This window comes from Mesorhizobium sp. CA5 (assembly GCF_020165105.1).
In the GTDB taxonomy this organism is placed as follows: domain Bacteria; phylum Pseudomonadota; class Alphaproteobacteria; order Rhizobiales; family Rhizobiaceae; genus Mesorhizobium.
This window is the reverse complement of sequence record NZ_JAIUHJ010000008.1, coordinates 87,974-112,686: the sequence shown is the minus strand read 5'-3', so window position 1 is coordinate 112,686 and position 24,713 is coordinate 87,974. Positions and strand designations below refer to the sequence as shown.

Annotated in this window: 24 protein-coding genes; 16 read left to right on the top strand and 8 right to left on the bottom strand. The window is 64.1% G+C overall.

Annotated features, from left to right (window positions below):
* Window positions 1-21: 21 nt before the first annotated feature.
* Window positions 22-960 carry a diacylglycerol/lipid kinase family protein gene (locus LB529_RS12780; protein ID WP_095766558.1) on the bottom strand — a complete coding sequence of 313 codons (939 nt, stop codon included), beginning with the start codon at window positions 958-960 and terminating at the stop codon, window positions 22-24.
* An 803-nt stretch (window positions 961-1,763) separates the two neighbouring features.
* Here LB529_RS12780 and LB529_RS12775 point away from each other — a divergent pair.
* Window positions 1,764-2,279, top strand: a complete 516-nt coding sequence (locus LB529_RS12775) for a hypothetical protein (protein ID WP_224543157.1) — start codon at window positions 1,764-1,766, stop codon at window positions 2,277-2,279.
* Between the two features lie 156 nt (window positions 2,280-2,435).
* Entirely contained in the window at window positions 2,436-2,918 is a 483-nt protein-coding gene (locus LB529_RS12770) for a YegJ family protein (protein WP_224531227.1), read from the top strand.
* A gap of 3 nt (window positions 2,919-2,921) precedes the next feature.
* Here LB529_RS12770 and LB529_RS12765 read toward each other — a convergent pair whose 3' ends face one another.
* Entirely contained in the window at window positions 2,922-3,971 is a 1,050-nt protein-coding gene (locus tag LB529_RS12765) for a CapA family protein (protein ID WP_224626853.1), read from the bottom strand.
* A 155-nt stretch (window positions 3,972-4,126) separates the two neighbouring features.
* Here LB529_RS12765 and LB529_RS12760 point away from each other — a divergent pair, with 155 nt between their 5' ends.
* Entirely contained in the window at window positions 4,127-5,377 is a 1,251-nt protein-coding gene (locus tag LB529_RS12760; protein ID WP_224711344.1) for a hypothetical protein, read from the top strand.
* A gap of 226 nt (window positions 5,378-5,603) precedes the next feature.
* Here LB529_RS12760 and LB529_RS12755 read toward each other — a convergent pair whose 3' ends face one another.
* The gene (locus tag LB529_RS12755) at window positions 5,604-6,758 is read right to left on the bottom strand and encodes a clavaminate synthase family protein (protein WP_224711267.1); all 1,155 of its coding nucleotides are present in this window, start codon (window positions 6,756-6,758) and stop codon (window positions 5,604-5,606) included.
* Between the two features lie 173 nt (window positions 6,759-6,931).
* On the opposite strand from LB529_RS12755, the gene LB529_RS12750 reads away from it, so the two are divergent.
* From LB529_RS12750 to LB529_RS12720, 7 genes are all read left to right on the top strand, one after another.
* A complete protein-coding gene (locus LB529_RS12750) occupies window positions 6,932-7,855 on the top strand; it encodes a LysR substrate-binding domain-containing protein (RefSeq protein ID WP_224711266.1) in 924 nt (307 codons plus the stop codon).
* A gap of 99 nt (window positions 7,856-7,954) precedes the next feature.
* Window positions 7,955-11,077 (top strand): excinuclease ABC subunit UvrB, encoded by a 3,123-nt coding sequence (uvrB, locus tag LB529_RS12745; RefSeq protein ID WP_224711265.1) that lies wholly within the window; start codon window positions 7,955-7,957, stop codon window positions 11,075-11,077.
* A gap of 457 nt (window positions 11,078-11,534) precedes the next feature.
* Entirely contained in the window at window positions 11,535-13,061 is a 1,527-nt protein-coding gene (locus tag LB529_RS12740) for an ABC-F family ATP-binding cassette domain-containing protein (RefSeq protein ID WP_224711264.1), read from the top strand.
* Between the two features lie 121 nt (window positions 13,062-13,182).
* Window positions 13,183-13,572, top strand: coding sequence for a nuclear transport factor 2 family protein (locus tag LB529_RS12735; RefSeq protein WP_095766548.1), 390 nt, complete (start codon window positions 13,183-13,185; stop codon window positions 13,570-13,572).
* A gap of 93 nt (window positions 13,573-13,665) precedes the next feature.
* Window positions 13,666-13,848 carry a hypothetical protein gene (locus LB529_RS12730; protein WP_224587753.1) on the top strand — a complete coding sequence of 61 codons (183 nt, stop codon included), beginning with the start codon at window positions 13,666-13,668 and terminating at the stop codon, window positions 13,846-13,848.
* A 157-nt stretch (window positions 13,849-14,005) separates the two neighbouring features.
* Complete coding sequence (locus LB529_RS12725; protein WP_095766546.1) at window positions 14,006-14,422, top strand: VOC family protein; 417 nt, start codon at window positions 14,006-14,008, stop codon at window positions 14,420-14,422.
* A gap of 179 nt (window positions 14,423-14,601) precedes the next feature.
* The gene (locus tag LB529_RS12720; RefSeq protein WP_095766545.1) at window positions 14,602-14,955 is read left to right on the top strand and encodes a DUF1428 domain-containing protein; all 354 of its coding nucleotides are present in this window, start codon (window positions 14,602-14,604) and stop codon (window positions 14,953-14,955) included.
* A gap of 292 nt (window positions 14,956-15,247) precedes the next feature.
* On the opposite strand, the gene LB529_RS12715 is transcribed toward LB529_RS12720, so the two are convergent.
* Both LB529_RS12715 and LB529_RS12710 read right to left on the bottom strand, forming a co-directional pair.
* Window positions 15,248-16,882 (bottom strand): tetratricopeptide repeat-containing sulfotransferase family protein, encoded by a 1,635-nt coding sequence (locus LB529_RS12715; protein WP_224626836.1) that lies wholly within the window; start codon window positions 16,880-16,882, stop codon window positions 15,248-15,250.
* A gap of 190 nt (window positions 16,883-17,072) precedes the next feature.
* Window positions 17,073-17,459, bottom strand: a complete 387-nt coding sequence (locus tag LB529_RS12710; protein ID WP_224531204.1) for a Kazal-type serine protease inhibitor domain-containing protein — start codon at window positions 17,457-17,459, stop codon at window positions 17,073-17,075.
* Between the two features lie 450 nt (window positions 17,460-17,909).
* On the opposite strand from LB529_RS12710, the gene LB529_RS12705 reads away from it, so the two are divergent.
* From LB529_RS12705 to LB529_RS12695, 3 genes are all read left to right on the top strand, one after another.
* Window positions 17,910-18,122, top strand: a complete 213-nt coding sequence (locus LB529_RS12705) for a cold-shock protein (RefSeq protein ID WP_006202520.1) — start codon at window positions 17,910-17,912, stop codon at window positions 18,120-18,122.
* 238 nt (window positions 18,123-18,360) lie between these two features.
* On the top strand, window positions 18,361-18,573 hold the full coding sequence (locus LB529_RS12700; protein WP_008877668.1) for a cold-shock protein: 213 nt from the start codon (window positions 18,361-18,363) through the stop codon (window positions 18,571-18,573).
* A gap of 266 nt (window positions 18,574-18,839) precedes the next feature.
* Complete coding sequence (locus tag LB529_RS12695; protein ID WP_224711263.1) at window positions 18,840-19,253, top strand: BA14K family protein; 414 nt, start codon at window positions 18,840-18,842, stop codon at window positions 19,251-19,253.
* Between the two features lie 214 nt (window positions 19,254-19,467).
* Here LB529_RS12695 and LB529_RS12690 read toward each other — a convergent pair whose 3' ends face one another.
* The 3 genes from LB529_RS12690 to LB529_RS12680 all read right to left on the bottom strand — a co-directional run bounded on the left by LB529_RS12690 (window position 19,468) and on the right by LB529_RS12680 (window position 21,661).
* A complete protein-coding gene (locus LB529_RS12690; protein ID WP_140838645.1) occupies window positions 19,468-20,109 on the bottom strand; it encodes an MBL fold metallo-hydrolase in 642 nt (213 codons plus the stop codon).
* A gap of 203 nt (window positions 20,110-20,312) precedes the next feature.
* On the bottom strand, window positions 20,313-20,621 hold the full coding sequence (locus tag LB529_RS12685; RefSeq protein ID WP_095766540.1) for a hypothetical protein: 309 nt from the start codon (window positions 20,619-20,621) through the stop codon (window positions 20,313-20,315).
* Between the two features lie 146 nt (window positions 20,622-20,767).
* Window positions 20,768-21,661, bottom strand: a complete 894-nt coding sequence (locus tag LB529_RS12680) for a branched-chain amino acid aminotransferase (protein WP_095766539.1) — start codon at window positions 21,659-21,661, stop codon at window positions 20,768-20,770.
* A gap of 259 nt (window positions 21,662-21,920) precedes the next feature.
* Here LB529_RS12680 and LB529_RS12675 point away from each other — a divergent pair, with 259 nt between their 5' ends.
* The 3 genes from LB529_RS12675 to LB529_RS12665 are packed head-to-tail and all read left to right on the top strand — an operon-like array spanning window position 21,921 to window position 24,621.
* On the top strand, window positions 21,921-22,448 hold the full coding sequence (locus tag LB529_RS12675) for a MarR family winged helix-turn-helix transcriptional regulator (protein WP_140647554.1): 528 nt from the start codon (window positions 21,921-21,923) through the stop codon (window positions 22,446-22,448).
* Window positions 22,435-23,154 (top strand): response regulator, encoded by a 720-nt coding sequence (locus tag LB529_RS12670; protein WP_095766537.1) that lies wholly within the window; start codon window positions 22,435-22,437, stop codon window positions 23,152-23,154. Before LB529_RS12675 ends, LB529_RS12670 begins: the two co-directional genes overlap by 14 nt.
* 51 nt (window positions 23,155-23,205) lie before the next feature.
* Window positions 23,206-24,621: an ATP-binding protein gene (locus LB529_RS12665; protein ID WP_224711262.1), complete on the top strand. Its 1,416-nt coding sequence runs from the start codon at window positions 23,206-23,208 to the stop codon at window positions 24,619-24,621.
* Window positions 24,622-24,713: the final 92 nt, after the last annotated feature.

Here is a 24,713-nt window from a genome sequence, read left to right as displayed (position 1 = left end):
TCGGCCTCTTAGCCGGCTGATTCAACCTCTCAGCGTCAGCGCGCCGGGCAGGATCTCGAATGTCGCCGGAATTCGGCCTGGCGACTCGCCGTCTATGTCGACCAGCGCGCCGTTCTTCTCGGCATCGCCGAGCGGCTCGACCAGCACCTTGCGGCCACGCAGGATGGTGATTGCCGGATGGTTGCGGTGGCGCCCGCCGTAGAGCAGGCGGAGGTCGCGGATCAGCCCAAGCTTGCCGGCGGCCCGCAGGATGATGATATCGAACTGGCCGTCGGCGAGCTCGGCGTCCGGCGCGATCATCATGCCGCCGCCGAAGAATTTGCCGTTTGCCACCGCGACCAGCGCCATGCGCGCCTCGACCGGCTCGCCGTCGTCGATGGTGATCCTGACATCCTGGAAGCGGTAGCGGATGAACTCCAGCACGGTGCGCCAGAAGAACAGCGCCTTGGCCGAGACCCTGCCCTTGCGCTTGTCGGCATTGACGGCGCGATCCGTCGCGCCGGACAGGCCGAGGCTGGCAATGTTGATGAAGTGGCGGCTGGCCAGCGCGCCGTGGTCGTCGATGTAGCAGATGCGGCCGGCGTCGATTTTTCGCGCATTGGAATCGGCGATCCGCTTCAGCGCGGCATCGATGCCGCGCGGCAAGTCGAGCCCGCGCGCGAAGTCGATGCCGGTACCACAGGGCAGAAGGCCAAGCGCGGCTTCCTGGCCGGTCTCATCTTGTGCCTGCAGCAACCCGTCGGCCACCTCGCTTGCGGTGCCGTCGCCGCCTGCCGCGATCACCAGGTCGCACCCGCCGGCGGCGAGATCGATCGCCAGCCGCTCTGCGTCGCCGCTGGCCTGAGTTTCCCGCAAGTGGAAATCGCCGAAATTCCTGTTGAGCGATGCCGCGGCCTCCGCCCAATGCCGCTTGAGCCTGCCGCCGCCGGCAATCGGATTGAGAACCACCCCGACTTTCAAGTCGACCTCCCCCGAGGCAAGTCGCGCAACTAGCACCCAAAGTCTTTTGCCGACATTGAAACGCGGACCGGGCGCCGGAGCAAGGCTCCAACATCGAACGGATACAGAAAAGCGGGGCAGGCCGTCTAAGCGGTTCGGCCAGCGGATTCCGGGGCTTTTGCCACTGGTCCCCGATAATCCCGCTATTCACAGGCGCGCCGGCATTCCCGAAACCCCTTACCCGGCGTACATTCAACCCATCTCAGGTGGCTACCGAACGCCCAGCCGAAAGGCAAAAGCGCAAGGCGGATTTCCTGAGGCCCGTACGGCCCAGAACGAGAGCAGGCTCGCCTGTTTGAGGGACGGATGCCGAGACCTACGGGTGCCGCGGAAAGCGTGCCAACGCCGACGGCGGACCGATGCTGCCATGAAGGCCGGTAAAAACCTTCGATGGCACGCTGGGCGAAGCCTGCAAGGGTGGAGATCGGCGTGGTCTGGAACGGGAGCTGCCCTTCGGGCGGCGACTGGCAGGACCGTCAAAATCAAGGCTGGCCTGGCGCGACGACCTTACGGAAGTTGCTGCCTTGACTGGTTCCTGATCTGACAGGGAGGCGCTGGGAGAAATCCCAGCGCCGACTGTCTTTTTGGCCCGCCTCACAGGCTACCGCGCCTCCCGGGGCGTCCGCTGCTGATGCTTTCCGGCCACAGTCGCCGGCCAAGCAACCTTCCGTAACGCATCGACACGCACAATCCACAATCGCGGCCAAATCCCGCCTTGTTCCGCGGTGATTGATCGGTTTGGGAATATTTAAAGGGACAAGACCGTGATCAAGACCGCCCTTGTCGCCATGACCATTGTCGGCTGCGACTGCGACGCCAAGCTCTGCGAATATATCGGCGAGACGCCGGCCAAGTGGACGACGCTCGCCGACTGCGAAGCGGCGATGAAGAGCCAGATGCTGCACCAGCGCAATTTCGACTATCCGCTTGTTTCAGGCATTTGCCGCGTCAAGGGCTCGGCCTCTTCCTCCGAGCTTGCCGAGAAAGCTTCCAGGCCGGATCTGAAACCCAGGAACCGCGTCGTCGAAACCATCGCCCCGCTGCCGCCCGAGCTCGACCATCGCCCGAGCGCTCCGGTCGGCGGAACGGTGACCGCCAGCGAAACGGAATCGGCAAAGCCCGTGGCCTTCGACGGGTCGGTCGATGGCGGCCGCGCTGTGCTTTACCGCACCAAGGCCGGCTATGCCGTGGTCAAGACCGACCTCAGCCGCGCTGCCGGCGCAACGGTGGACGCGGCGAAGCGCTCGGCAAGCTGGCTGGCCGGATTGACCGGGCTGTAAGCCTGCCCAAGGTTCGGGTCGGCCCGAGCAGCCATTCCCTTATCATTGCCCGATGACAATGGCGTAGGGCCGCTTCGCAACCGCAGACCGGATTGATCAAGCCGACACATTGCCCGAAGATAACGCACAGGATATTGGCCTTCACCGGGGGGTGTCATGACAATTGCCGTTCGTATCGCGTTATCCCTGCTGCTGGCGCTCGCTCCCTTGCATGCCAGGGCGGAAGGCGACGACAAGGCTATGGTGATCGCATCCGACGACGCCGAGATGGCGGCGGCGGTCGAGAAGGCGCGATCCAGCCTGGATGAATTCCTGAACCTGTCCGACGCTCCGCCGCCGGGAACCGACAGGTTCAAGCTGAAGGTGATGATCGTCGACGGCAAGGCGACGGAGCATTTCTGGGTCATTCCCTTCAAGCGGACGGCCAACGGCTTCGTCGGGATATTGGCGAACGAGCCGGAAATCGTCCGCAACGTCGTCCTTGGCCAGAACATCGAATTCACCAGGGACGACATCTCCGACTGGGGCTACACCAGGAACGGCCGCCAGGTCGGCAGCTTCACCGTCTGCGTGATGCTCAAGAAGATGTCGAAGAAAGAGGCCGAGTACATGCGCGCCCAATACGGCTTCGATTGCTGAGGTCTATCGCCCACTTCCCGCCATGGGAAAAATCGCCACCAGTCGGGCCGCGACCCGCTGCTTGAGCACTCCATCCAGAACTTCGATCGGCAGCAGCCGCTCATGGTTGCCTGCACGCAGCCGCACGAAGAAATGCAGCCTATAGGCAGCGATCCTACCCCGCGTGGCCGGATCGGCGCTGACATCGACGACGAATATCGAGCCGATGCGTGCCGGCCATGGCAGTCTGGCGAGCGCAGTGCCGAGGAAATCGCCAAGGCCGTAGGCGATCACGCTGTCGCCGATGCGCTCGATGGGCTGCACGACATGCGCGTGATGCCCCGCGATCAGCCGGACGCCGCGATCCGCCAGCCGTCTCGCCAGCGCCCGCGTCGCAGGTCGTGGAAAATGCCGGAACTCCCAGTCCCAGTGCGGCACGGCGCAGATGAGATCGATGCCGGATGCAGCGTCGCTCGGCCATTCGGCGGCATGCATCGAGATGCGTTCTTCGAACGGCGCGGCATCCGTGTTGCGCCAGAGCGTGAAAGCCGCAAAGCCGATCGTCAGCGGTCCGGCCGCATGACGCTGGAGGGGCCCGCCGGCAACCGTGCCGATGGTCCGGACCCCGAGCCGGTTCAGCGCAGCGAGCGTTTCGTCGAAACCGGCGATGCCCTGATCGAGCACGTGGTTGTTGGCCAGGGACAGAACGAGCCTGTCGCGCGCGATGCCGGCGGCTGCGAGCGCATCGGCCAGGAAATGCTCGCTCATCGCATGATGCGTGCCGAGCCGCGTGCCTATGACCGCGCGTGCTCGTTCGACGATCGGACTTTCGCAATTGCCGATCACGAGGTCGGCGGATGAAAGCAGCGTCGTGATTGCCGGATCGCAATCCGGCGCATCGCGATTGGCGACTGCCGAAATATCGCCGACGAACGCCAGCCGCACCTTCCGTGTGGGCTGCGGATCGAGCAACGTCGCCGCGGGCGCCGCGAAGCCGCTTCTGTCGCCGGCAAGCGACGGTCTCAGCAGGCGCGGCAGCCATGATAGTTTATAGGCAAGCGGATAGTTCGACACGGGCCCATCCAGTTTCGCCCTGTGTAGACTGTCTGCCCTGCGTGTTGAAGCCAGGCGCCGTTCCGAAAGCGGGCTCGCAGATCGGCACGGGCCGGAGGACGCCTTGAGCCAAATGCGTGTATGCTTCCAACATGACGCAGTGGAGGGCGAAGATGATGCGTAGAACGATCCTTGCAGCAGCCTTGCTTGCATTCCTGCCGGCGTCCGTTGCCTGGGCGGAGATGCCGGACGCGGCCAAGTCCATGTTCGAGGCCAAGAGCGTGAGCGACCGGAACACGGCGCTGTCGGCGTTGGAGGCGGCAGCGGCCAAGGACCCGGCCTCGGCCTATGCGGCCGGCGCCGGCGAATTCTTCACCGCGCTTGAGCTCCTCGCCGGCGGACTGCATCGCCACGGTTTCGAGAGCCCGAAATCCTTCATGCTGCCGCTGATGCGGTTGCCCGTGCCCGACAATCCCAACCCGCAGCCGCTGACCTACGAAGAATTCCGCGCCATCCTTGTCGCCTTCCGCGACCGGCTCGAAAAATCCGCCGCCATGCTGGGCTCAGTCCCGGCCAACGCCGACATCGGCATGGTGGTCGATCTCACCCGCGCCGGCATCGATCTCAACGAAGATGGCAAGCTCGCGCCCGACGAAAGCATCGCCGCCATCATGGCGTCGCTGTCGCGCGGCAGCATCGACACCAGCAATACCGCGCCTTCGCTCACCTTCCGCTTCGACCGCGCCGACGGTTTTTGGCTGCAAGGTTATGCCGAGTTCCTCATGGCGCAGGCCGATTTCTGGCTGGCGCATGATTTTCGCAATGCTTTCGACGGCTCGTTCCACATGCTGTTCCCGCGCGCGAAACTGCCTCTGCAGGATACGCTTGTGCCGCTGGACGGCGGCATGAGCGGCAACATTTTCGCCTCGGAATGGCGCTTCGCCGACTTCATCTCGCTGGTGCATCTCGTCAACTGGCCGGTGGTCGAGCCGGAACGCCGGCAGGCCGCGCGACGCCACCTGCTGGAGATGATCCGACTGTCGCGCGAGGACTGGAAATCGATCCTGGCCGAGACCGACAACGATCGCGAATGGCTGCCGGGACCCCAACAGAAAGGCGTCAATCCGCTGACCGGCCTCGAGGTCGGCGAGGAACAGGTGCAGGCCTGGCTCGCCACGTTGACCGTGGCCGAGGATCTTCTCGAAGGCCGCGCGCTGCTGCCGCATTTCCGCATCACCGGCAAGGGCATCAACATGAAGCGCTTCTTCGACGAGCCGAAACCTTTTGACCTGGTCCTTTCGATCACCGGTCCCGGCATCGCGCCCTATCTCGAAAGCGGCAAGATCCTCACCAGCGACGATTTCGACCAGATCCAGCGCCAGTTCAGCGGCGCCGGTTTCTTGACGTTTGCGCTGTGGTTCAATTGAGGCCCGCGGTCTTAGGTTCCTCGCCCCCATGAAATGGGGGAGAGGTGGCTCGGCGAAGCCGAGACGGAGAGGGGGCGCCGGTCCCGCGCGGCGAAAGCGCTTTGAAGAGAAGGGCTTCCGCCTTACGAAACCCCCTCTCCGTCCGCTTCGCGGACACCTCTCCCCCGCCTCTGGCGGGGGCGAGGAAACCGAACCTTCGAGGTCGACGCCGTCCCCCTGGCTATCGTCAGAAAATTGCGCCCTGATAAAGCACCGCTTCCGCCTCTTCCGGCGCGAAGCGCCGCGCCAGCGTGCGGAAGGCGCTGTGGACGCCGTCGCGGTCCAGGTTGCAGCTTCTGAGGTGGCGGACGGCCAGCGTCGGATCGAATTCGGTGCGTCCGTGCAAGACCCGCTGATTGTCGAAGACCAGCACCTCGCCGGGCTGCAGTTGATGCCGGAACTGGTTCGCCGGATCGCAGATCAGCCGCGTCAGCTCGGCAAGCGCTTCGATCAGCCCGTCGATCTCATCGACAGCGCCCGTCTGCGGCGCCAGGCAGCGATCGTTGTAGCGTATGCCGGTGACGGCGCCGCTCGCGTCGAGGCTGATGACATGCGCCTCGGCGCTGAAGAACACGTCGCCGGCATGCTCGCGATGGAAGGTGACGCCATGACGGGTCAGCAGGTCGAAGAGCTCCGGTCTGTTCCTGCGCATCCGTTCAGCGACTTGAAAGCCGTCGACCATCAACGAGGTGCCGCCGCTGCCGGCGCCGGTCCTGATGGCATGGAAGAAGATGAAGCCCGGCGGCGAATAGCGGAACGGCTCGTCCGTGTGCGGAATTTGCGCGCGCGCCGTTTCCCCGGCCACCCGGGCGTCGGGCCGTGAGATGAGATCGAAAACCTTGCCGTAGCTCGTCTCGCGCACTGGCCCGTAGCGGCCGGCGACGCGCAGCGTCGCCTCAGGCTCGGCCGGGACGCCGGTCAGCATGGCGATACCATGGTCGCGCAAGGCGCGCAGCGACTGGAAAAGCGCCGCGTCATCCTCCACCACGGCGTCGAAGGCGAAGCGCCCAAGCCGCGCGCCGAGATCGCCATTCCACAGTTCCGGCTGAAAGCGTGGCGCGCCGAAATCGCCGCCGCGTCGGGCATGGGCCGCCAAAAAGCCCGCCGCGAAGCGCGAGACGTGGCCGTCCTGCCAGACCACGTCCATCGTCCCGCTCGTCGAGATTTCGATCGAGGCCGCGCGGATGTCGGCCGGAACATCGGCAGGCGTCAGCCAACGCTTTCCGGAAGCGGTGTCCCCGCATATCCCGCATTCGCAGGCAAGCCGCAGCCAGCGCGTCGACAGCCGGCCGGCGCTGCCGTCATCGAATTCCACGGCGATGCGCGGTCCTTCGTTGCGCATCGACCGCAACGAGCGCGGGGCCTCAAGAGCCCGACCGGCGGGAACAGAATGCATTTGCATATCGAGCATGGCGACGGCTTTCCTGGATTGAGTTGTCTTCAACAACGGTAGGGCGATCGCGGCTTTTCTTGCAAGCGAGTTTGTTTTCATAAGTTTTGAGGTATTCTCAATCCATGGCATTTCTTCGCGACCTCCCGCTGTCGGCGTTGCGTGCGCTTGCAGCCGCCGCGCGCACCGGCAGTCTGACGCGCGCTGCCGACGAACTCGGCGTCACGCCGGGCGCCGTCGGCCACCAGTTGCGGCAGCTGGAGGACCGGCTTGGCGTCAAGCTGGTCAGGCGCGAGGGCAACGGCATCGCGCTCACGCGCATCGCCGAGGCGGCGCTGCCCGACATCGATCGCGGCTTCGACGCGCTGGCCTCCGGATTGCGGCGGCTACGGTTCGAGCGCCGTGCCGATACCTTCACCATCGCCGCCGATCCGTCCTTCGCCTCGCTTTGGCTGGCGCCGCGCCTTGGCAATGTCCGCGCGGCTCTCGGCAGACTGGACGTGCGCATTGTGGTGTCGATCGCGTTGGATGCGATGCTGGAGGAAGGCATCGACCTCGCCATCAGTTACCGCAACAGCACGGCAAGAGATCTCGCATCGGCCGATCTTTTCACCGAAAGGGTGGTTCCGGCCTGTGCCCCGGCGCTGATCCGCAGCCGCACAGATCAAGACAGCGCCGAAGTGCTCGACCGCCTGCCCCTCCTCCACATCGACCAGACGATGGGCGACGATGTCTACCCCACATGGGCAAACTGGTTCGCCGCCGCCGGCCGCCAACGCAAGAACATCGACCACGGACCGCGATTCCCCTTGACCGTGCTGGCCGCGCATGCCGCGATTTCCGGCATGGGCGCGCTGCTTGCCAGCGAACTGGTGCTGAGGGAGCATTTCCGCTCCGGCCAGCTCGTCGAGATTGCCCGCGAGGTTCCGGCATTGACCATCAAGCGCCGCCTGGTCTGGCCGGTGGATGGGCCGAAGGCCCGCCGCGCCGCCGCCGTCGCCGCGGCGCTTGCCGCAATCGCAGACGCTCCCAGGCCAATCGGATCATGACCCCTTTCCTGACAGCCTTCTGTCAGCAGCGTCCAAGCGCGGCCGGAGCCCTCTCACTCCGCTCTTTCCATTTCGGCCGAGTCCTCCCATATTCGGGCCATGGCCAGACATCCTGACAAGAAGACGCCTTCGCAAGACGGCGCGCCGAAGCGGCGCAGCCCGCTGACCGAATTCCTCGATGCCGCCGAGCCGCTGGAGCCCGGCGGCTTCGCGGAAGCGCCGCAGGCCGACTTTTCCGGCGCGCCGCTGACCGGCTCGATCTCCGATTGGGCCGGGCAGATCGAGCGTGAAGCTGAAAAGCAGCCGAAGGCAAAAGCGCCGAAGAAGATACCCGAGCGCTCGTCGGCGCCCGGGCGCACCGCGCGCGGCACCTCGATGGGCGGCGCTGCCTCGGCGAAGGAGCGCGCGGCCGCCGGCCTCAACCCTGTGGCCGGCCTCGACATCAGCCTGGAGGATGCCGAGTCGGTTTCGTCCGGCGGCGTCACCGCAACGGTCGCGGCGCTCTCGGCGCTGATCGAATCCGGCAATCCGCTGCACAAGGACGGCCAGCTGTGGACGCCGCACCGCCCGGCCCGCCCGGAAAAGTCTGAGGGCGGCATCGCCATCAAGATGGTCTCGGATTTCGAGCCCGCCGGAGATCAGCCGACAGCCATCAAGGACCTCGTCGAAGGCGTCGAGCGGAACGACCGCACCCAGGTGCTGCTCGGCGTCACCGGCTCGGGCAAGACCTTCACCATGGCCAAGGTGATCGAGGAGACGCAGCGCCCTGCCCTGATCCTGGCGCCGAACAAGACGCTTGCCGCGCAGCTCTATGCCGAGTTCAAGAAATTCTTCCCCGAGAACGCGGTCGAGTACTTCGTCTCCTATTACGACTATTACCAGCCGGAAGCCTACGTCCCGCGCACGGACACCTATATCGAGAAGGAATCCTCGATCAACGAGCAGATCGACCGCATGCGCCACTCGGCGACGCGCTCGCTGCTCGAGCGCGACGACGTCATCATCGTCGCCTCCGTGTCCTGCATCTATGGTATCGGCTCGGTCGAGACCTACACGGCGATGACGTTCCAGATGCAGGTCGGCGACCGGCTCGACCAGCGCTCGCTTCTCGCCGACCTCGTCGCCCAGCAATACAAGCGCCAGGACATCAACTTCGTGCGCGGCTCGTTTCGCGTGCGCGGCGACACCATCGAGATCTTCCCCGCCCACCTGGAAGACCGCGCCTGGCGCATCTCGATGTTCGGCGACGAGATCGAACAGATCACCGAGTTCGATCCGCTCACCGGCCAGAAGACCGGCGAATTGAAGAGCGTCAAAATCTACGCCAACTCGCACTACGTGACGCCGCGCCCGACCTTGAACCAAGCCATCAAGTCGATCAAGGAGGAGCTCAAGCATCGCCTGCAAGAGCTTGAAAAGGCTGGCCGTTTGCTGGAGGCGCAGCGGCTGGAGCAGCGCACGCGCTTCGATCTGGAGATGCTGGAGGCGACCGGCTCCTGCGCCGGCATCGAGAACTATTCGCGTTACCTGACCGGACGCCAGCCCGGCGATCCGCCGCCGACCTTGTTTGAATATGTGCCCGACAATGCGCTGATCTTCATCGACGAAAGCCACGTCACCGTGCCGCAGATCGGCGGCATGTATCGCGGCGACTTCCGCCGCAAGGCGACGCTGGCCGAGTATGGTTTCCGCCTGCCCTCCTGCATGGACAACCGGCCGCTCCGCTTCGAGGAATGGGACGCCATGCGCCCGCTGTCGGTGGCGGTTTCGGCGACGCCGGGCGGTTGGGAAATGGAGCAGTCCGGCGGCGTCTTCGCCGAGCAGGTCATCCGTCCGACCGGCCTGATCGATCCGCCGGTCGAGGTGCGTCCGGCCAAGAGCCAGGTCGACGACGTCGTCGGCGAGATCCGCGACACGACCCGGGCCGGCTATCGCACGCTGGTCACAGTGCTGACCAAGCGCATGGCCGAGGACCTCACCGAATATTTGCACGAGAACGGCATCCGCGTCCGCTACATGCATTCCGACATCGACACGCTGGAGCGCATCGAGATCCTGCGCGATTTGCGCCTCGGCGCCTTCGACGTGCTGGTCGGCATCAACCTGTTGCGCGAGGGCCTCGACATTCCCGAATGCGGCTTCGTCGCCATTCTCGATGCCGACAAGGAAGGTTTCCTGCGCTCCGAAACCTCGCTGATCCAGACCATCGGCCGCGCCGCCCGCAACGTCGACGGCAAGGTCATCCTCTACGCCGACCAGATCACCGGCTCGATGGAACGGGCGATGGCGGAGACCAACCGCCGCCGCGAGAAGCAGATGGAGTGGAACGCCGCCAACGGCATCACGCCGGAATCGGTCAAGTCGCGCATCGCCGATATCCTCGACTCGGTCTACGAGAAGGACCATGTCCGCGCCGACATTTCTCAGTTCACCGATGATGCCGGCGCCATGATCGGCAACAATTTGAAGACGCACCTCGAGGCGCTGGACAAGCAGATGCGCGACGCCGCCGCCAATCTCGACTTCGAGAAGGCGGCGCGGGTCCGCGACGAGATCAAGCGGCTGCGCGAGATGGAACTCGCCATCTCCGACGACCCGCTGGCGCGCGAGGTGGAAGGGCAAAGTCCTGCATCAGGCCGCGAAAAGGGCAAGCACAATAAGGGCGTGGCCAAGCATCGCACGGTCGAGGAACAGGAGCGCTTCCGCAAGCTCGATGAGGCACGCGCCGCCGAGGAGGCGGCAAAGGCTGCCCGGCCCAACCTCTTCCGCAAGCCGCATCTGGACGAGATGGGCGCCGACGGCGTCGTGCCGGTGAAGAAGCCGCTCTTCGCCAAGCCGTCGATCGACGACATGGGGCCCGGCACCGACATGACGACCCCGGCCGGCGCAGTGTCGCGTTCGCTGTTCAAGAAGCAGAGCGCGCAGGAAGCGCACGGTTCCGATTTCGGCATTCCCGGCGAGCCGACAAAGCCCCTGTTCAGGAAGAACTCGCTCGACGAGATGACCGTGCGCCGCACGGAGAAACCGGTCGAGGGCAAGAAGCCGGCGAAGCCGCAGCCAACGCCTCCTCCGGCGGGGGAGATGTCCGGCAGGACGGGCGCGAAGGAACGAGACGACAAGCCGATCGTCCGCCAGCGAGCCGGCATCGGCTCCTACGAGGACCCTGGCGACGAGCGGCGTCAAAAACGCCGGCCGGGCAAGACCGGACGGCCGGGGCAGTAGCGCCTTTTCCTTCTCCCCTTGTGGGAGAAGGTGTCGCCGAAGGCGACGGATGAGGGGTGCTCCAGCTTGGCGACACCGTTTGTCCAGCGAAGAGGTCGCGGCCGTCTCACTCCGCTGGAACACCCCTCATCCGTCTCGGCGCTGTCGCGCCGATCCACCTTCTCCCACAAGGGGAGAAGGGAAAGGCGCACCTTGCCTCCGCCCCTCCCCTGGTGTACCCAGTTCCCAACTCGAACATCTGGAAAGGAGGGCTGCGTGAACTACTGCCACCACCGTCAGCGCGGCCCTGTCTGTGCCCTGCGAGCTTGCTTGCAGGGCTGACCAGGACGGTCCGGGTTTTCCCGCTTCGATTTTTGGTCTGCCCTTTCGTGGTGCCGCTGAACCTGGCCTGATGGCCTAGGGGCGCACCGTCAAAGTGCATTGAGCCGGATTTTCCGGACAGACCAGAGAAATCGACATGGCCCTGATCAGCCTCAAATCCCTCGGCGTCACCATGAGTGCGCCGCTCTTCTCCAACCTCGACCTCATCATCGGCTCCGGCGACCGGCTCGGCATCGTCGCGGCCAATGGCCGTGGCAAATCCACACTTCTCAAATGCCTGGCCGGCGAAGTCGAAGCCACGACCGGCGACATCACCCGGTCGCGCGGCCTGCGCGTCGGCCATGTCGAGCAATCCATCCCTGACACATTCCTCGGCAGCAGCTTCCATGACATCGTCGCCGATGCCTTGCCGCCCGAACAGCGCGACAGCGAGTTCTGGCGCGTCGACGTCGTGCTGGATTCGCTCGAGGTGCCGGAAGACATGCGCGGCCGGCCAATGCGCGCTCTGAGCGGCGGCTGGCAACGTCTGGCGCTGATCGCCCGCGTCTGGGTCACCGATCCCGACGTGCTTCTGCTCGACGAGCCGACCAATCATCTCGACCTCGCCAGGATCAGCCAGCTGGAAACATGGCTCAATGCGCTGCCACGCGATGTGCCGGTCATTATCGCCAGCCACGACCGCGCCTTCCTCGACGCGACCACCAACCGTACCCTGTTCCTGCGCCCGGAAGAATCGCCGGTGTTCGCCCTGCCCTATTCGCGCGCCAGGCAGGCGCTCGACGAGCTCGATGCCTCGACGGCGCGCAAGTTCGAGCGCGACATGAAGATCGCCCAGCAGTTGCGCAAACAGGCCGCCAAGTTGAACAATATCGGCATCAATTCCGGCAGCGACCTTTTGACGGTGAAGACCAGGCAGCTCAAGGAACGGGCCGAGAAGCTGGAGGATGCCGCCATACAAGCGCATCGCGAGCGTTCGGCCGGCGCAATCAAGCTGGCCAACCGCGGCACCCACGCCAAGGTGCTGATCACGCTGGAGGACGCTGCGGTCGAAACCCCTGACGGCACGCTGCTGTTCAGGACCGGCAAGTGCCACATCTGCCAGGACGACCGCATCGTGCTGCTTGGCCGCAACGGCGTCGGCAAGACGCGCTTCATCGCAATGATCCGCGGCGCCATCGCCGAGCCGGGATCGGTCGCGAACATCAAGGTGACGCCGTCGACCGTGCTCGGTTACAGCGATCAGGCGCTGTCGGGCATCGATGGCGACGACACGCCGCTGGCGATGGTCTCGCGCCGCTTCGAGGTCGGCGAGCAGCGCGCCCGCTCGCTGCTCGCCGGCGCCGGCGTCGCGATCGAGATGCAGGAGAAGAAGATCGGCGCTCTGTCCGGCGGACAGAGATCGAGGCTGATGATGCTGGTGCTCAGGCTCATCCATCCCAATTTCTATCTGCTCGACGAGCCGACCAACCATCTCGACATCGACGGCCAGGAAGCATTGGAGGACGAATTGTTGAAGCATCAGGCGAGCTGCCTGCTTGCCTCGCATGATCGCTCCTTCATCCGCGCCGTCGGCAATCGCTTCTGGCTGATCGACAAGCGGCGGCTGACCGAGGTCGACGACCCGGAAGCCTTCTTCCGCTCGGTCGCCGAGATGCCGAGCTGAGACGATACCTCTGTTGGGCCGGCGCTGCCGGCCCGACAGGCGTTGCTGCCGGCTCGGCGATACTTTTCCACCTGCTAAAAAAAGCGCATGCTGAACTGCTTAGCCATGGAGGGAATGGGCCATGCGTGCAGTGGAAATCGTCAGCAATCTCTATCAGGCCTATGCGGATCGCGACATCGAGGGCGCCTTGTCTCGGTGCGCCGAAGATGTCGTGTTCCGCTGGATTGCCGATCCCCGGCAATCGCGTCATGCCGGCACCGCGCACGGCAAGCAGGAATTCCTCGCCAGGCTGCTGGCGCTCGACGACGACTTCGAATACCGACATTTTGTCCCGGTCGAGCTCATCGACGGCGGCGACAAGGTCGCCGCGCAGGTCGAGATCCACATGACGCGCCGCGCCACCGGCGAGGAGCTCATCATGCGTACCGCCAATTTCTGGACGGTCCGCGACGGCGAGATCATCGAGATGGTGGAATATTACGACACCGCGCTGGCCGCGTCGGTGCTCTGAAAAAAATCGAGGGCGACCTGTCGGATCGCCGATTGCCGCCTCGTCCTTGGAATGCCGACACGATGATGCCGGCATCAACCAGGGAGAGACATCATGTCGGTACTGTCATCCATCGGCCGCCTTGCCAACCGCTATGCCCAGGCGCGCGCGCGTCATCGCAGCGAGCGCATCCTGCTGTCGCTGCCGGCCGAGCTGCGCAAGGACATCGGCTTTCCGGAGATTTTCGAAACGCGCGAAAGCCGCCGCGCCGCCACCTTCTCGGCGAAGGTCATATAAGTCGCAACTTCGACGCGATTGTTTGCAGCCGGCGCTTGTCGCCGGAGCTGTCTGGGCCAGCTACTCTAAAAAAAATTGGCGGGCCATGTAGGATCGCCGCCGCTTCATCCGTCCTGGGGTCGCAAAACCGCATCAACCCGTGAAGAGGAACACGAGAATGAACGACCAGACCCCGCCCCGCGCCAAGGTCCTTGGCGGATTGACCCCCTACCTGCAGGTCGACGGCGCCATCAAGGCCGCCGAGTTCTACAAGAAGGCTTTCGGCGCGGAGGAAGTGTTCGCCTATCCGCCTGACGACAAGGGCCGCACAATGCACATCCATCTCTACGTCAACGGCTCGACGCTGATGCTGGGCGATGCCTATCCCGAACACGGTCATCCGCACCAGGCGGCGCAAGGCTATACGCTGCAGCTGCATCTCGGCAGCGACGACATCGATGCCTGGTGGCAGCGCGCGGTGGATGCCGGCTGCGAGGTCGTCACGCCGCTGCAGGTGATGTTCTGGGGCGACCGCTGGGGCCAGGTGAAAGACCCCTTCGGCGTCGCTTGGGCGATGAACGCGCCGGTGAAGTGAGCCCGCCCACCTCTCCCCCTCTTGTGGGAGAGGTCGGATTGCCCCGAATTGCCCTTCGCAAATCGGCTCCGGGTGAGGGGTAAGCGACGCCGAGCTGGCGCACCCCTCATCCGTCTCGGCGCTGCGCGCCGATCCACCTTCTCCCACGGGGGAAGAGACGCCACAAAGAGGAGTTCAGCATGTCCTATGTCGATGGTTTCGTGCTTGCCGTGCCGAAGGCAAATCTCGATGCGTACAAGAAGATGGCCGAGAACGCCGGCGCCGTCTGGATGGAGCACGGCGCGCTCGCCTATGTCGAATGCGTCGGCGACGATGTCCCCTATGGCGAGCTGACCTCGTTCCCGCGCGCCGTGCAGGCGAAGGACGACGAGGTCGTCATCTTCTCCTGGGTCGTCTACGAGTCCAGGCAGAGCCGCGACGCGGTCATGGCCAAGGTGATGGCCGATGAGCGTCTCAAGATGGACTGGTCCGCCATGCCGTTCGACGGCAAGCGCATGATCTTCGGCGGCTTCCAGCCATTCATCCAGCTTTGAGGAGCGACGGAACGCCAGTGTCGGCTGATCGCAATCCGTTGCGATTGGCCGAGACGCTCGTCAGGTCGTCATCCACGGGCGGAGCAAGGAGCGAAGCGACGCGGCGCAGACCCGAGGATCCATTCCGTTACCTATGAGCTTTGCAGCGATGCAAAACGACCTCTGTTCTGCGCCGCCTTTAACCTTCGCGCGAGGTCACGGAATGGATCCTCGGGTCTACGCGTCCGCTTCGCTCCCGCTCCGCCCGAGGATGACGAAGTGCGGGCGCTTCGGCCAATCGCTGACGCGTGTGCTAGTTCAGCCGATCAAGCAGCGGCTTCAGCCGCTCCCCATACCTCTTCCACAGATCGACCGAGCCCTGATACATCGGCTGGCGCACCTGCGCGGCGGAAGCGGTGCGCACCGGCCGGTCCGTCTCGTGGAAGGACAGCACCTTGTCGTCCCAGGGCAGGCCGAGATACGCCATCAGCGCCCGCGACTGCCCTTCCTGGTCGGCGACGAAATCCTCATAGCGCACATCATGCACGACGCCTGGCAGCACCTTGTGCCAATGCGCCATGATGTCTGTGTAGAGGTTATGGAAATCGGCGAGCTCGCCGAGGTCGTAGCCGTAGCGGTGGCTGTCGCCGCGGAAATGCACCTTGAAGATCGACAGGCACGTGGCCGCCGCATCGCGCGCGCAATGGACGATCTTGGCCTTCGGCAGCATCATGTGCAGGAAGCCGACCAGCAGGAAGTTGCCCGGCATCTTGTCGGTGACATGGCGGTAGCCCGGATAGCGGCTATGCAGCATGTCGAGATAGGCCTGGCCCGCCTCGGCGAACGCCTTGTCGGGCATGTCGGCGATACCGGCGGGGAAGCCGCCCGGCATGCTCATCGGAAACTGCTTGCCGACGGCCGTCTTCAGGATGTTCAACTCGCCCGCGCCAAAGACCGTCGGGTGGCTGGCGATGATCTGCTCGACCAGCGTGGTGCCGGAGCGCGGCATGCCGACGACGAAAATCGGCGTGTCGTCGGAAATGCCGCTTGGCCTGCGCTTCTCGAAGAAGGCTGTGTCGAAGGCCGCCTTCATCGCCTCGAATTCGCCGCGCGTGCGCGCGGGATCGTAGTCGATCGCCTTGCGGCGGATGGCATTGCCCTCGGCGAAATAGTCGAAGGCGCGACCGTAATCCTTGAGGTCGTCATTGACCTTGCCCAGGCCGAAGGAGAGCTGCATGCGCGCGAGGCTGCCTTGCGGCGCCTTGGCGTGCTCGGCCTCCATGCCGGAAAGCTCCTTGTCGCGCTCGGTCTGGCGCTTGACCTGCGAGAGCAGCAGCCAGGCTTTCGACATGTTCGGGGCGATCGCCAACGCCTGGCGGGCGAAATCGGCCGCCTCGCCGAGCTTGCCCTTCTCCATCATCGCGACGCCAAGCCCGTAGAGCAACTCGGCGTCCTTCGGCCGGATCGACAGCGCCTCGCTAAACAGCTTGATCGCCTCATCCAGCCGCCCAGCCTCCTGCATCGTCTCGGCAAGGCCGATGCGCGCGCGGACGTGGAACGGGTTGCGGCCGATGGTGCCTCGATAGATCTCCTCAGCCGCGTCGAGCTGTCCGAGCTGCTTCAGCGACGAGCCGAGATTGTCGCGCGCGGCCAGTTGGTCCGGCCGGATATCCACCGCGCCGCGGAAGAAATCGATCGCGGCGGCGACGCGCCCGAGATCGCGCATGACCGTGCCCATATTGTTGAGGAAGTCGGCATTCTGGGGCTGCAGCGTCACGGACTGCTCGATGAGATCGAGCCCTTCCTCGCTCCTACCGGTCTGGTGCAGCAGCAGCCCGAGGAAATGCAGCGCGGCGGCATGGTTCGGCTGCTGCCCCAATACCTGCCGGTAGAGGCCCTCGGCCTCCTGGCGCCGGCCGGCCTGGTGCAGTTGCAGCGCCTTTTGCACATAAGGATCGAGCGGGCTCGCCGAGCCACCTGGCCTGCCACCGGCGTTTGCCGCTCTTCTGCGATCTTTGTTAATGGGAAACCTGCCGTATTTGTTGGTCCGCCGGACCTAAGCCATGCGGGCAAGAGATTCAAGACAAACGTCAGCGCGCCTCGCGGTGTCTATCTTGCGAATGGACACCGCGGTCTGCTCAGCACGGGCCGTCGCCGACGATGCGATAGTCCGCCGCGCGCGCTTCGCACGCGTTCGGGAAGGTTCGCACTTGCCCGTGGCGCCTGGCGCAGACCGGCGCGTATTCGCGCGTGCAGAAGGCTTGTTCGCCACCACCGCCGCCGCCGTCGCGGCAAGCACCCTCTCGCATGATGCGGTAGCCTTCCCTTTCGGCCAGGCAGGCATTGGCAAAAGTCTGCCGGTCGCCGCCGCGCCGGGCGCAGACCGGCTGGTATTGCATGGTGCAGAGCTGCGGATGCGGCCCGGGCGGGCGCGGCCCATCGTCGACGACGACGGTGCAGGCTGCCAGCAGCGCCGACAGCGTGAAAACGACAACGCCCTGCCATGACACCGCAAGAAGCCGCATATACCCCTCCTCCATCCCGACGCGTGATGCCGGCTCGCGGTATCCTCGCATCCCGCGCGTTAAACGCAACCATCGTTTGTGGAGCCACGGAACGGTCGTCGCCGCCCACATTCTGGCCCATGCTTGGCCCGCCTCTGGCCGATGACCGGTGATAGGGCCGGGTCTATCGAGGCCCAGCGTTGGACGCGCCGCTGGCCGCCCGCGAGCGTCGTCTTGCAACCATCACGTTTCCGTGTAATAAAAATCATGTTCGGGCATTTGCGACCCGGAGAGCGGAACGTTTTGGACGACCTTTCCCCGATAAGTGTGAATCTCTGACAACCCCGTTTTTCGGCGGGGGGTTTGACCATGCGCGAATGCATGACCGCCGAAGCAACCACCGGGATTTGCCCAAGGCGCGAGGCAGCGGGCAAACCACCAAGACTGACACGGGTGAAGGAGTTTTCCCCAATGGCCCAGACCGGTACTGTAAAGTTCTTCAATGCCACCAAAGGCTTCGGCTTTATCACGCCGGATGGTGGCGCCAAGGACGTGTTCGTCCACATTTCCGCGATCGAGGCCTCTGGCCTGCGCACGCTGGTCGACGGCCAGAAGGTCACCTTCGACGTCGAGCCGGACCGCATGGGCAAGGGCCCGAAGGCGGTCAACCTGCGCGCCGCCTGATCCGCCGAAACAGCCTATCGTTGCGGATGCAATGGTGCGGCAGGATCATGAACCGGCTTCAGGACAGGCTTGAATTTGCGAAGGCGCGACCGAAAAGGTTGCGCCTTTTTTGCGCGCAAATGCTTGGATCGGCAGGCGAAAACTTTCTCTTGCCGATAGCGCTAAAATAAAGGACAAATTTCCTCTCGGGCAGTTTGCCGGCCCGAGACTTGACTTGATGGGATCAAAGGAGTTTCCCATGCCGCAGACCGGCACCGTCAAATTCTTCAACCATGCCAAGGGCTTCGGCTTCATCACGCCCGATGATGGCGCGAAGGATGTCTTCGTCCACATCTCGGCTGTGCAGGCGTCGGGCCTTCCCGGTCTTGAGGATGGGCAGAAAGTGACATTCGACACCGAGCCGGACAAGCGCGGCAAGGGTCCGAAGGCCGTCAATCTGTCGGTCGGCTAAGCCGGCTCGCGACGGATCCGACGGAAGCTTTTCAGGCGGGACCGCTCCCGCCCCGGAACGGATTGTGCCTAGGTCCGGAAAGGTCGCCGGCTTCGAAAATCGCCAAGCCTCGCAAACCGCCGAGGCTCGAAAAATCCCCAGGCCTCGAAAAATCGTTTACACCGATTTCCGTTCAGCCTCCGTTCAGCCACGGTCTTCTATTAACCTTTGCTAAAGCCGGTCCATATCCCCGAAAAATGCGCGGGCCGGCGCGAAGGAGACCGAAAATGAACCGTTTTCTCAAGACCGCCATCCTCAGTGTCGGCATTGCCGCGACCACCTTGGCCACCTTCTCGGCGGCCAATGCGGACGACTGGCGCTGGCACCATCATCGTCATCATGGCGGTGACGCCCTCGCCGCCGGCGTTGTCGGCCTCGCGGCCGGCGCCCTGATCGGCAGCGCGCTCAGCAACCCCGGGCCGCGCTATTACGAACCGGCCTATGGTGACGATTATTATGTCGACCGGCCGGTGCGCCGCTACTACGTTCAGCAGCCGCGCGTCGTCTATGCCGACCGCTACGCCGAGCCGTGGACCCGCGGCTGGTACGAATATTGCTCGGACCGCTACCGCAGCTTCAATTCGCGGACCGGCACCTTCACCGGCAGTGACGGCGCCCAGCATTTCTGCGTCGCCAATTAAGAAAACCCAGGTTCCCTGCCCTAAAAAGCGCCGCCCTTGGGCGGCGCTTTTTTTTGAATAACCCGCCAACGATGGCTATGCCGAGATTCAGGTCAGGCCGAGCCGAGAGCGATGGGTTCCGAGAACCGGAGCGGAGCGTACTTACAGTACGTGAGCACCGGAAGCGCAGGAAACTGACGCTCGCAGGCCGGCATCACCTGAATATCGGCATAGCCTAGGTCAGAAACGGATTGGTCCGCCGCTCGTCGCCAAGGCGGCTGCCCGGGCCATGGCCGCAGATGAAACCTATGTCGTCGCCTAGCGGCAGAAGCTTGTCCTTGATCGAGGCGATCAGCGCGGCATGGTCGCCGCCGGGAAGGTCGGTGCGCCCGATCGAGCCGCGGAACAGCACGTCGCCGACATGCGCGAATTTGGCCGCCCGGTTGTAGTAGACGACATGGCCCGGCGCATGTCCCGGGCAATGCAGCACTTCGAACACATGGTTGCCGAACGACACCGTTTCGCCTTCGGTGAGAAAGCGGTCCGGCACGCAATTGCGCACCGGATCGGTGAGGCCGAAACGTTTGGCCTGGTTCTCGAGATTGGCAAGCAGGGGCTTGTCGGCCTCATGTGGGCCGATAATGTCGATGCCCAGCGCGTCCTTCAGGTCCATGGCGCCGCCGGCATGGTCGATATGACCATGCGTGATCCAGATTGCGCCGGCGGTGATGGCATTGTCCTTCAGCGCCGACAATATCTGGTCGACATCGCCGCCGGGATCGACCACGACGCCCGACCTGTCGTCCATGTCGAAGAGAATGGTGCAGTTCTGCTGGAAGGGCGTGACCGGCACGATACCGGCATTGAGCTGACCCATGGCATTCCTTTCCCTTCCTTCGAAGTGTCGCCCTGATGTAGACAGCCCGGCGAGCCTCGTCCACCATTGTCCGAACTTCGGGAGGAACTGCGCGGCCGAGGCCGCCGGCTTGGTCAAAAGGAATGGGCGGCCGAGGTCGCCGGCTTGGTCAAAAAAGGAATGGGCGGCCGAGGCCGCCCATGGCAAAGTCCGAAAGACCGGACCTATTTCTTCATCGCATTCATGACCGCGCCGACGATGCCCGTCAGGATCGCGCCACCGCCAACGCCGCCGAGGAGGTTCTTCAGGTCGAGCGCGCTGCCGATGCCGCCCGCCGCCGCTGCCGCGTCAACGCCGCCGCCGCCGAGCAGGCTGCCGAGAATGGCCGCGCCGCCGACGCCGCCGATCGCACCGCTGAGGATTTTGGTAAGTTGGCCCATCGCCGCCTGCTTGAACGCCGCGCCAACCGCCTGGCCACCGATAACGCCGGCAATTACCTGTACAACGATCTGAATAATCGTGTTGCTGTCCATGTAACTAGTCCCTCCATAGCCGCCAGCCTCCTCGGGCCGACGCCATCATGAGACGCCGAATTGTTCGAAAGTCAAATGCGCGCGCGCTTAAATAAAAGGGGCGGCTCGAAAACCGCCCCTATTGCACAAAAAAGCTGTGACTATCTCTATTCTGCAGCGATTGCATGCTTTGGCTGCACCGCGGCGGAATAGTCATTCATCAATGTCTTGGCGATCTCACCGACCTCGAATCGGTATGGACCGATCTCGGAAACCGGCGTGACCTCGGCGGCGGTGCCGGTGAGGAAGCACTGCTCGAAACCTTCGAGTTCCTCCGGCATGATGGCGCGCTCGATCACCTCGAAACCGCGGTCCTTCGCCAGGCCGATCACCGTGCGGCGGGTTATGCCGTCGAGGAAGCAGTCAGGCGTCGGCGTATGGATCTTGCCGTCCTTGACGAAGAAGATGTTGGCGCCCGTCGCTTCCGCCACCTGGCCGCGCCAATCGAGCATCATGGCGTCGGCGTAGCCATTGGCCTCGGCGGCGTGCTTGGACAGCGTGCAGATCATGTAGAGGCCGGCGGCCTTCGACTTGGACGGCGCGGTGCGCGGATCGGGCCGGCGCCATTCGGCGACGTCGAGCCGAATGCCCTTGAGCTTCTGCGCGGGATCGAAATAGCTCGGCCACTGCCAGATGGCGATGGCGCAGTTGATGCGGTTGTTCTGCGCCGAAACGCCCATCTGCTCGCTGCCGCGCCAGGCGATCGGACGCACATAGGCGTCCTGGAAACCCTGCTTCTTCAGCAGCGTGCGGCAGGCCTCGTCGATCTCGGCGACCGGATAGGGAATCTTGAAGCCGAGCAGGCGCGCCGATTCATGCAGGCGCTCATTGTGCTCGGTCAGCTTGAAGATCTGGCCGCCATAGGCGCGCTCGCCCTCGAAGACGGCACTGGCATAGTGCAGGCCATGGGTCAGCACATGGATCTTGGCGTCGGCCCATTTGACGAACTCGCCGTTCATCCAGATGAAGCCTTCCAATTGATCGAAGGGAACGGATGCCATGGAAACCTCCCGCGGGCAGGCGCCCGCAAATCGTTGTGTTTATGACCTTTCGAACCGGCCCCGCACAGGATCCGAAACGCTGGCCAATGCTTGAAAGCGTAGGCGGATATTCAATCCGTGGCAAACTCAGGAAGTTCCGGAAAAACGGCTTCCTCTTGCCTTTTTGTTCGCAATCCGCCGAAAAGCTTGTCAAAAATTATCATTGCCCGGAAATTACGTCAATAGTACTGACGTAATTCCCGCCTCGCATGGAGAAACGATGACGAGCCCCGCAGCCGGAAAACCGATCAGGACGGCCATCGCCGATGAGGACGGCATCGACTTCGCCATTATCGAGCTGTTTTTCTTCGCCTATCGCGATTTCACCTCCGACCCGGACCAGATCCTCGCCGATTACGGCTTCGGCCGCGCCCATCATCGCGTGCTGCACTTCGTCAACCGCAGGCCGGGCCTCACCGTCGCCGAGCTGCTCGATGTGCTGAAGATCACCAAGCAGAGCCTGGCGCGGGTTTTGAAGCAGTTGATCGACACCGATCACATCGTCCAGGTGCAGGGTCCGCGCGACCGCCGGCAGCGCGAGCTTTACCCGACCGCCAAGGGTCGCGCCCTGGCCCTGGCACTGGCGCGGCCACAGTCGCGCCGCATCCGTGCGGCATTGGAGGATTCCGGAACCACCGAACGCGCCACGATCGAGCGTTTTCTGGAAGCGATGGTCAATCCGGAACTAAGAGCGCAGATTGACATTGTGCCTGCGCAAACATCGGGGAAGAACCATGGAGACCATTGAGAAGGTCGATCATCCGTCAGCGCCCGACGATGACGCGCCGCATCTTCTGGTCGTCGACGACGACACGCGTATCCGTAACCTGCTCAAGCAGTATCTGTCCGAGAACGGTTTTCGCGTCACCGTGGCCGGCAATTCCGGCGAGGCCAGGCGCAAGCTCGCCGGCCTCGACTTCGACCTTCTGGTGCTCGATGTGATGATGCCGGGCGAGACCGGCGTCGACCTCACCAAGGCGCTGCGGGCCGAGAAGAACGTGCCGATCCTGATGCTGACGGCGCTGTCCGAGACCGACAGCCGCATCACCGGCCTGGAAGCCGGCGCCGATGATTACCTGCCGAAACCGTTCGATCCGCGCGAGCTGATCCTGCGCATCAACAACATTCTGCGCCGTGGCGGCCCAGCGGCGACGCCGAAGGTGGAGCAACTGGTGTTCGGGCCCTACACATTCCAGATCGCCAAGCGTGAATTGAAGCGCGGCGGCGAGGCGCTTAAGCTGACCGACCGCGAGCAGGAGATCCTCGCGATCTTCGCCGCGCGGGCGGGCGAGACCATACCGCGCCATGAGCTGGTGGGCGATGAATCGGATGTCGGCGAGCGCACCATCGACGTGCAGATCAACCGGCTGCGCCGCAAGATAGAGCGCGATCCGTCCAATCCGGTGTGGCTGCAGACGGTGCGCGGTATTGGGTATCGGCTCAGCGTCGAATAGGTTACCGTCGAAGGCCCTTTGCTGAACGGCCATCGACGAGCGGAAGGGCGAATGGCGACCACGCAACTGGACAAGCCTAAAGGAAGCGGTCCCGGCGATCTCGCATTGCGGACGCTGAGGGCGATGCCGCGTGCCTGGAACCGGTTCTGGCGCCTGGTCGCGCTCTACATGCCGAAACGGCTTTATGCCCGCTCGCTGATCATCGTGATCGCGCCGATGATCCTGCTGCAGTCGGTGGTCGCCTTCGTCTTCATGGAGCGCCATTGGCAGACTGTCACGCAGCGCCTGTCGCAGGCGACCATCTCGGACATAGCGGCCGTCATCGACATGATGGAGACCTATCCGCACGACGCTGACTACGCCAACATCATCCGCATCGCCCAGGACCGCATGCAGTTGAAGGTGGATCTGCTGCCGCCGGACCCGCTGCCGCCGCCCGGTCCCAAACCGTTCTTCTCGATCCTCGACGAGGCCTTGTCGTCGGAGATCACGAAGCAGATCAACCGTCCGTTCTGGATCGACACCGTCGGCAACTCCAACGTCGTCGAGGTTCGCGTCCAGCTTGAAGGCAAGGTGCTGCGCGTCTTCGTGAGGCGCAGCCAGGCTTATGCCTCGAACACCCATATCTTCCTGATCTGGATGGTCGGCACCTCGCTGGTGCTGTTGATGATCGCCATTCCCTTCCTGCGCAATCAGATCAGGCCGATCCTGACGCTCGCCGAGGCCGCCGAGAGTTTCGGCAAGGGTCGGCCGATGCCGCGCGATTTCCGCCCGCGCGGCGCCGAGGAAGTCCGTCGCGCCGGCTTCGCCTTCATCCAGATGCGAGAGCGCATCGAGCGCCAGATCGAGCAGCGCACCGCGATGCTGACCGGCGTCAGCCACGACCTCAGGACCATTCTCACCCGCTTCAAGCTGCAGCTGGCGCTGGCCGGCGGCAAGTCCGAGACCAAGGCCGCGCTGAACCAGGACATCGACGACATGCAGTCTATGCTGGAAGGCTATCTCTCTTTTGCCCGCGGCGAGTCCGCGGAGGATACAGGCCGCTTCGACCTTGAGACCTATTTCCAGAAGCTCGGCGATGAAGCGCAATTGCGCGGCTGCAAGCTCGCGACGACGCTGGTCGGCGATCCGACTGTGCATGTGCGGCCGAACGCCTTTGCCCGTTTGCTGTCGAACGTCATCGGCAATGCTTTCCGCTATGCCAAGACCGTCGAGGTCCACGCCAATCATGGCCGCGGCTCGCTTACCGTCACCATCGACGACGACGGACCGGGCATCGCACCCGACAAGCGCGAAGAGGTGTTCAAGCCTTTCCTGCGGCTCGACGAGGCGCGCAATCTCGATGCCAGCGGCACCGGCCTTGGCCTGTCGATCGCCCGCGACATCGCCCGCAGCCACGGCGGCGACGTCAGCCTCGAGGACAGCCCGCTCGGCGGCCTGCGCGCAGTGATCAAGGTGCCTGCGTAAGTCCAGCCGAGACAGGCTTCATCCGCCCGTCATGAAATCATGGTCAAGAGCGCGCATGAAGCGCGCGACCTCTGTTGATTCGGCCCTGCCGC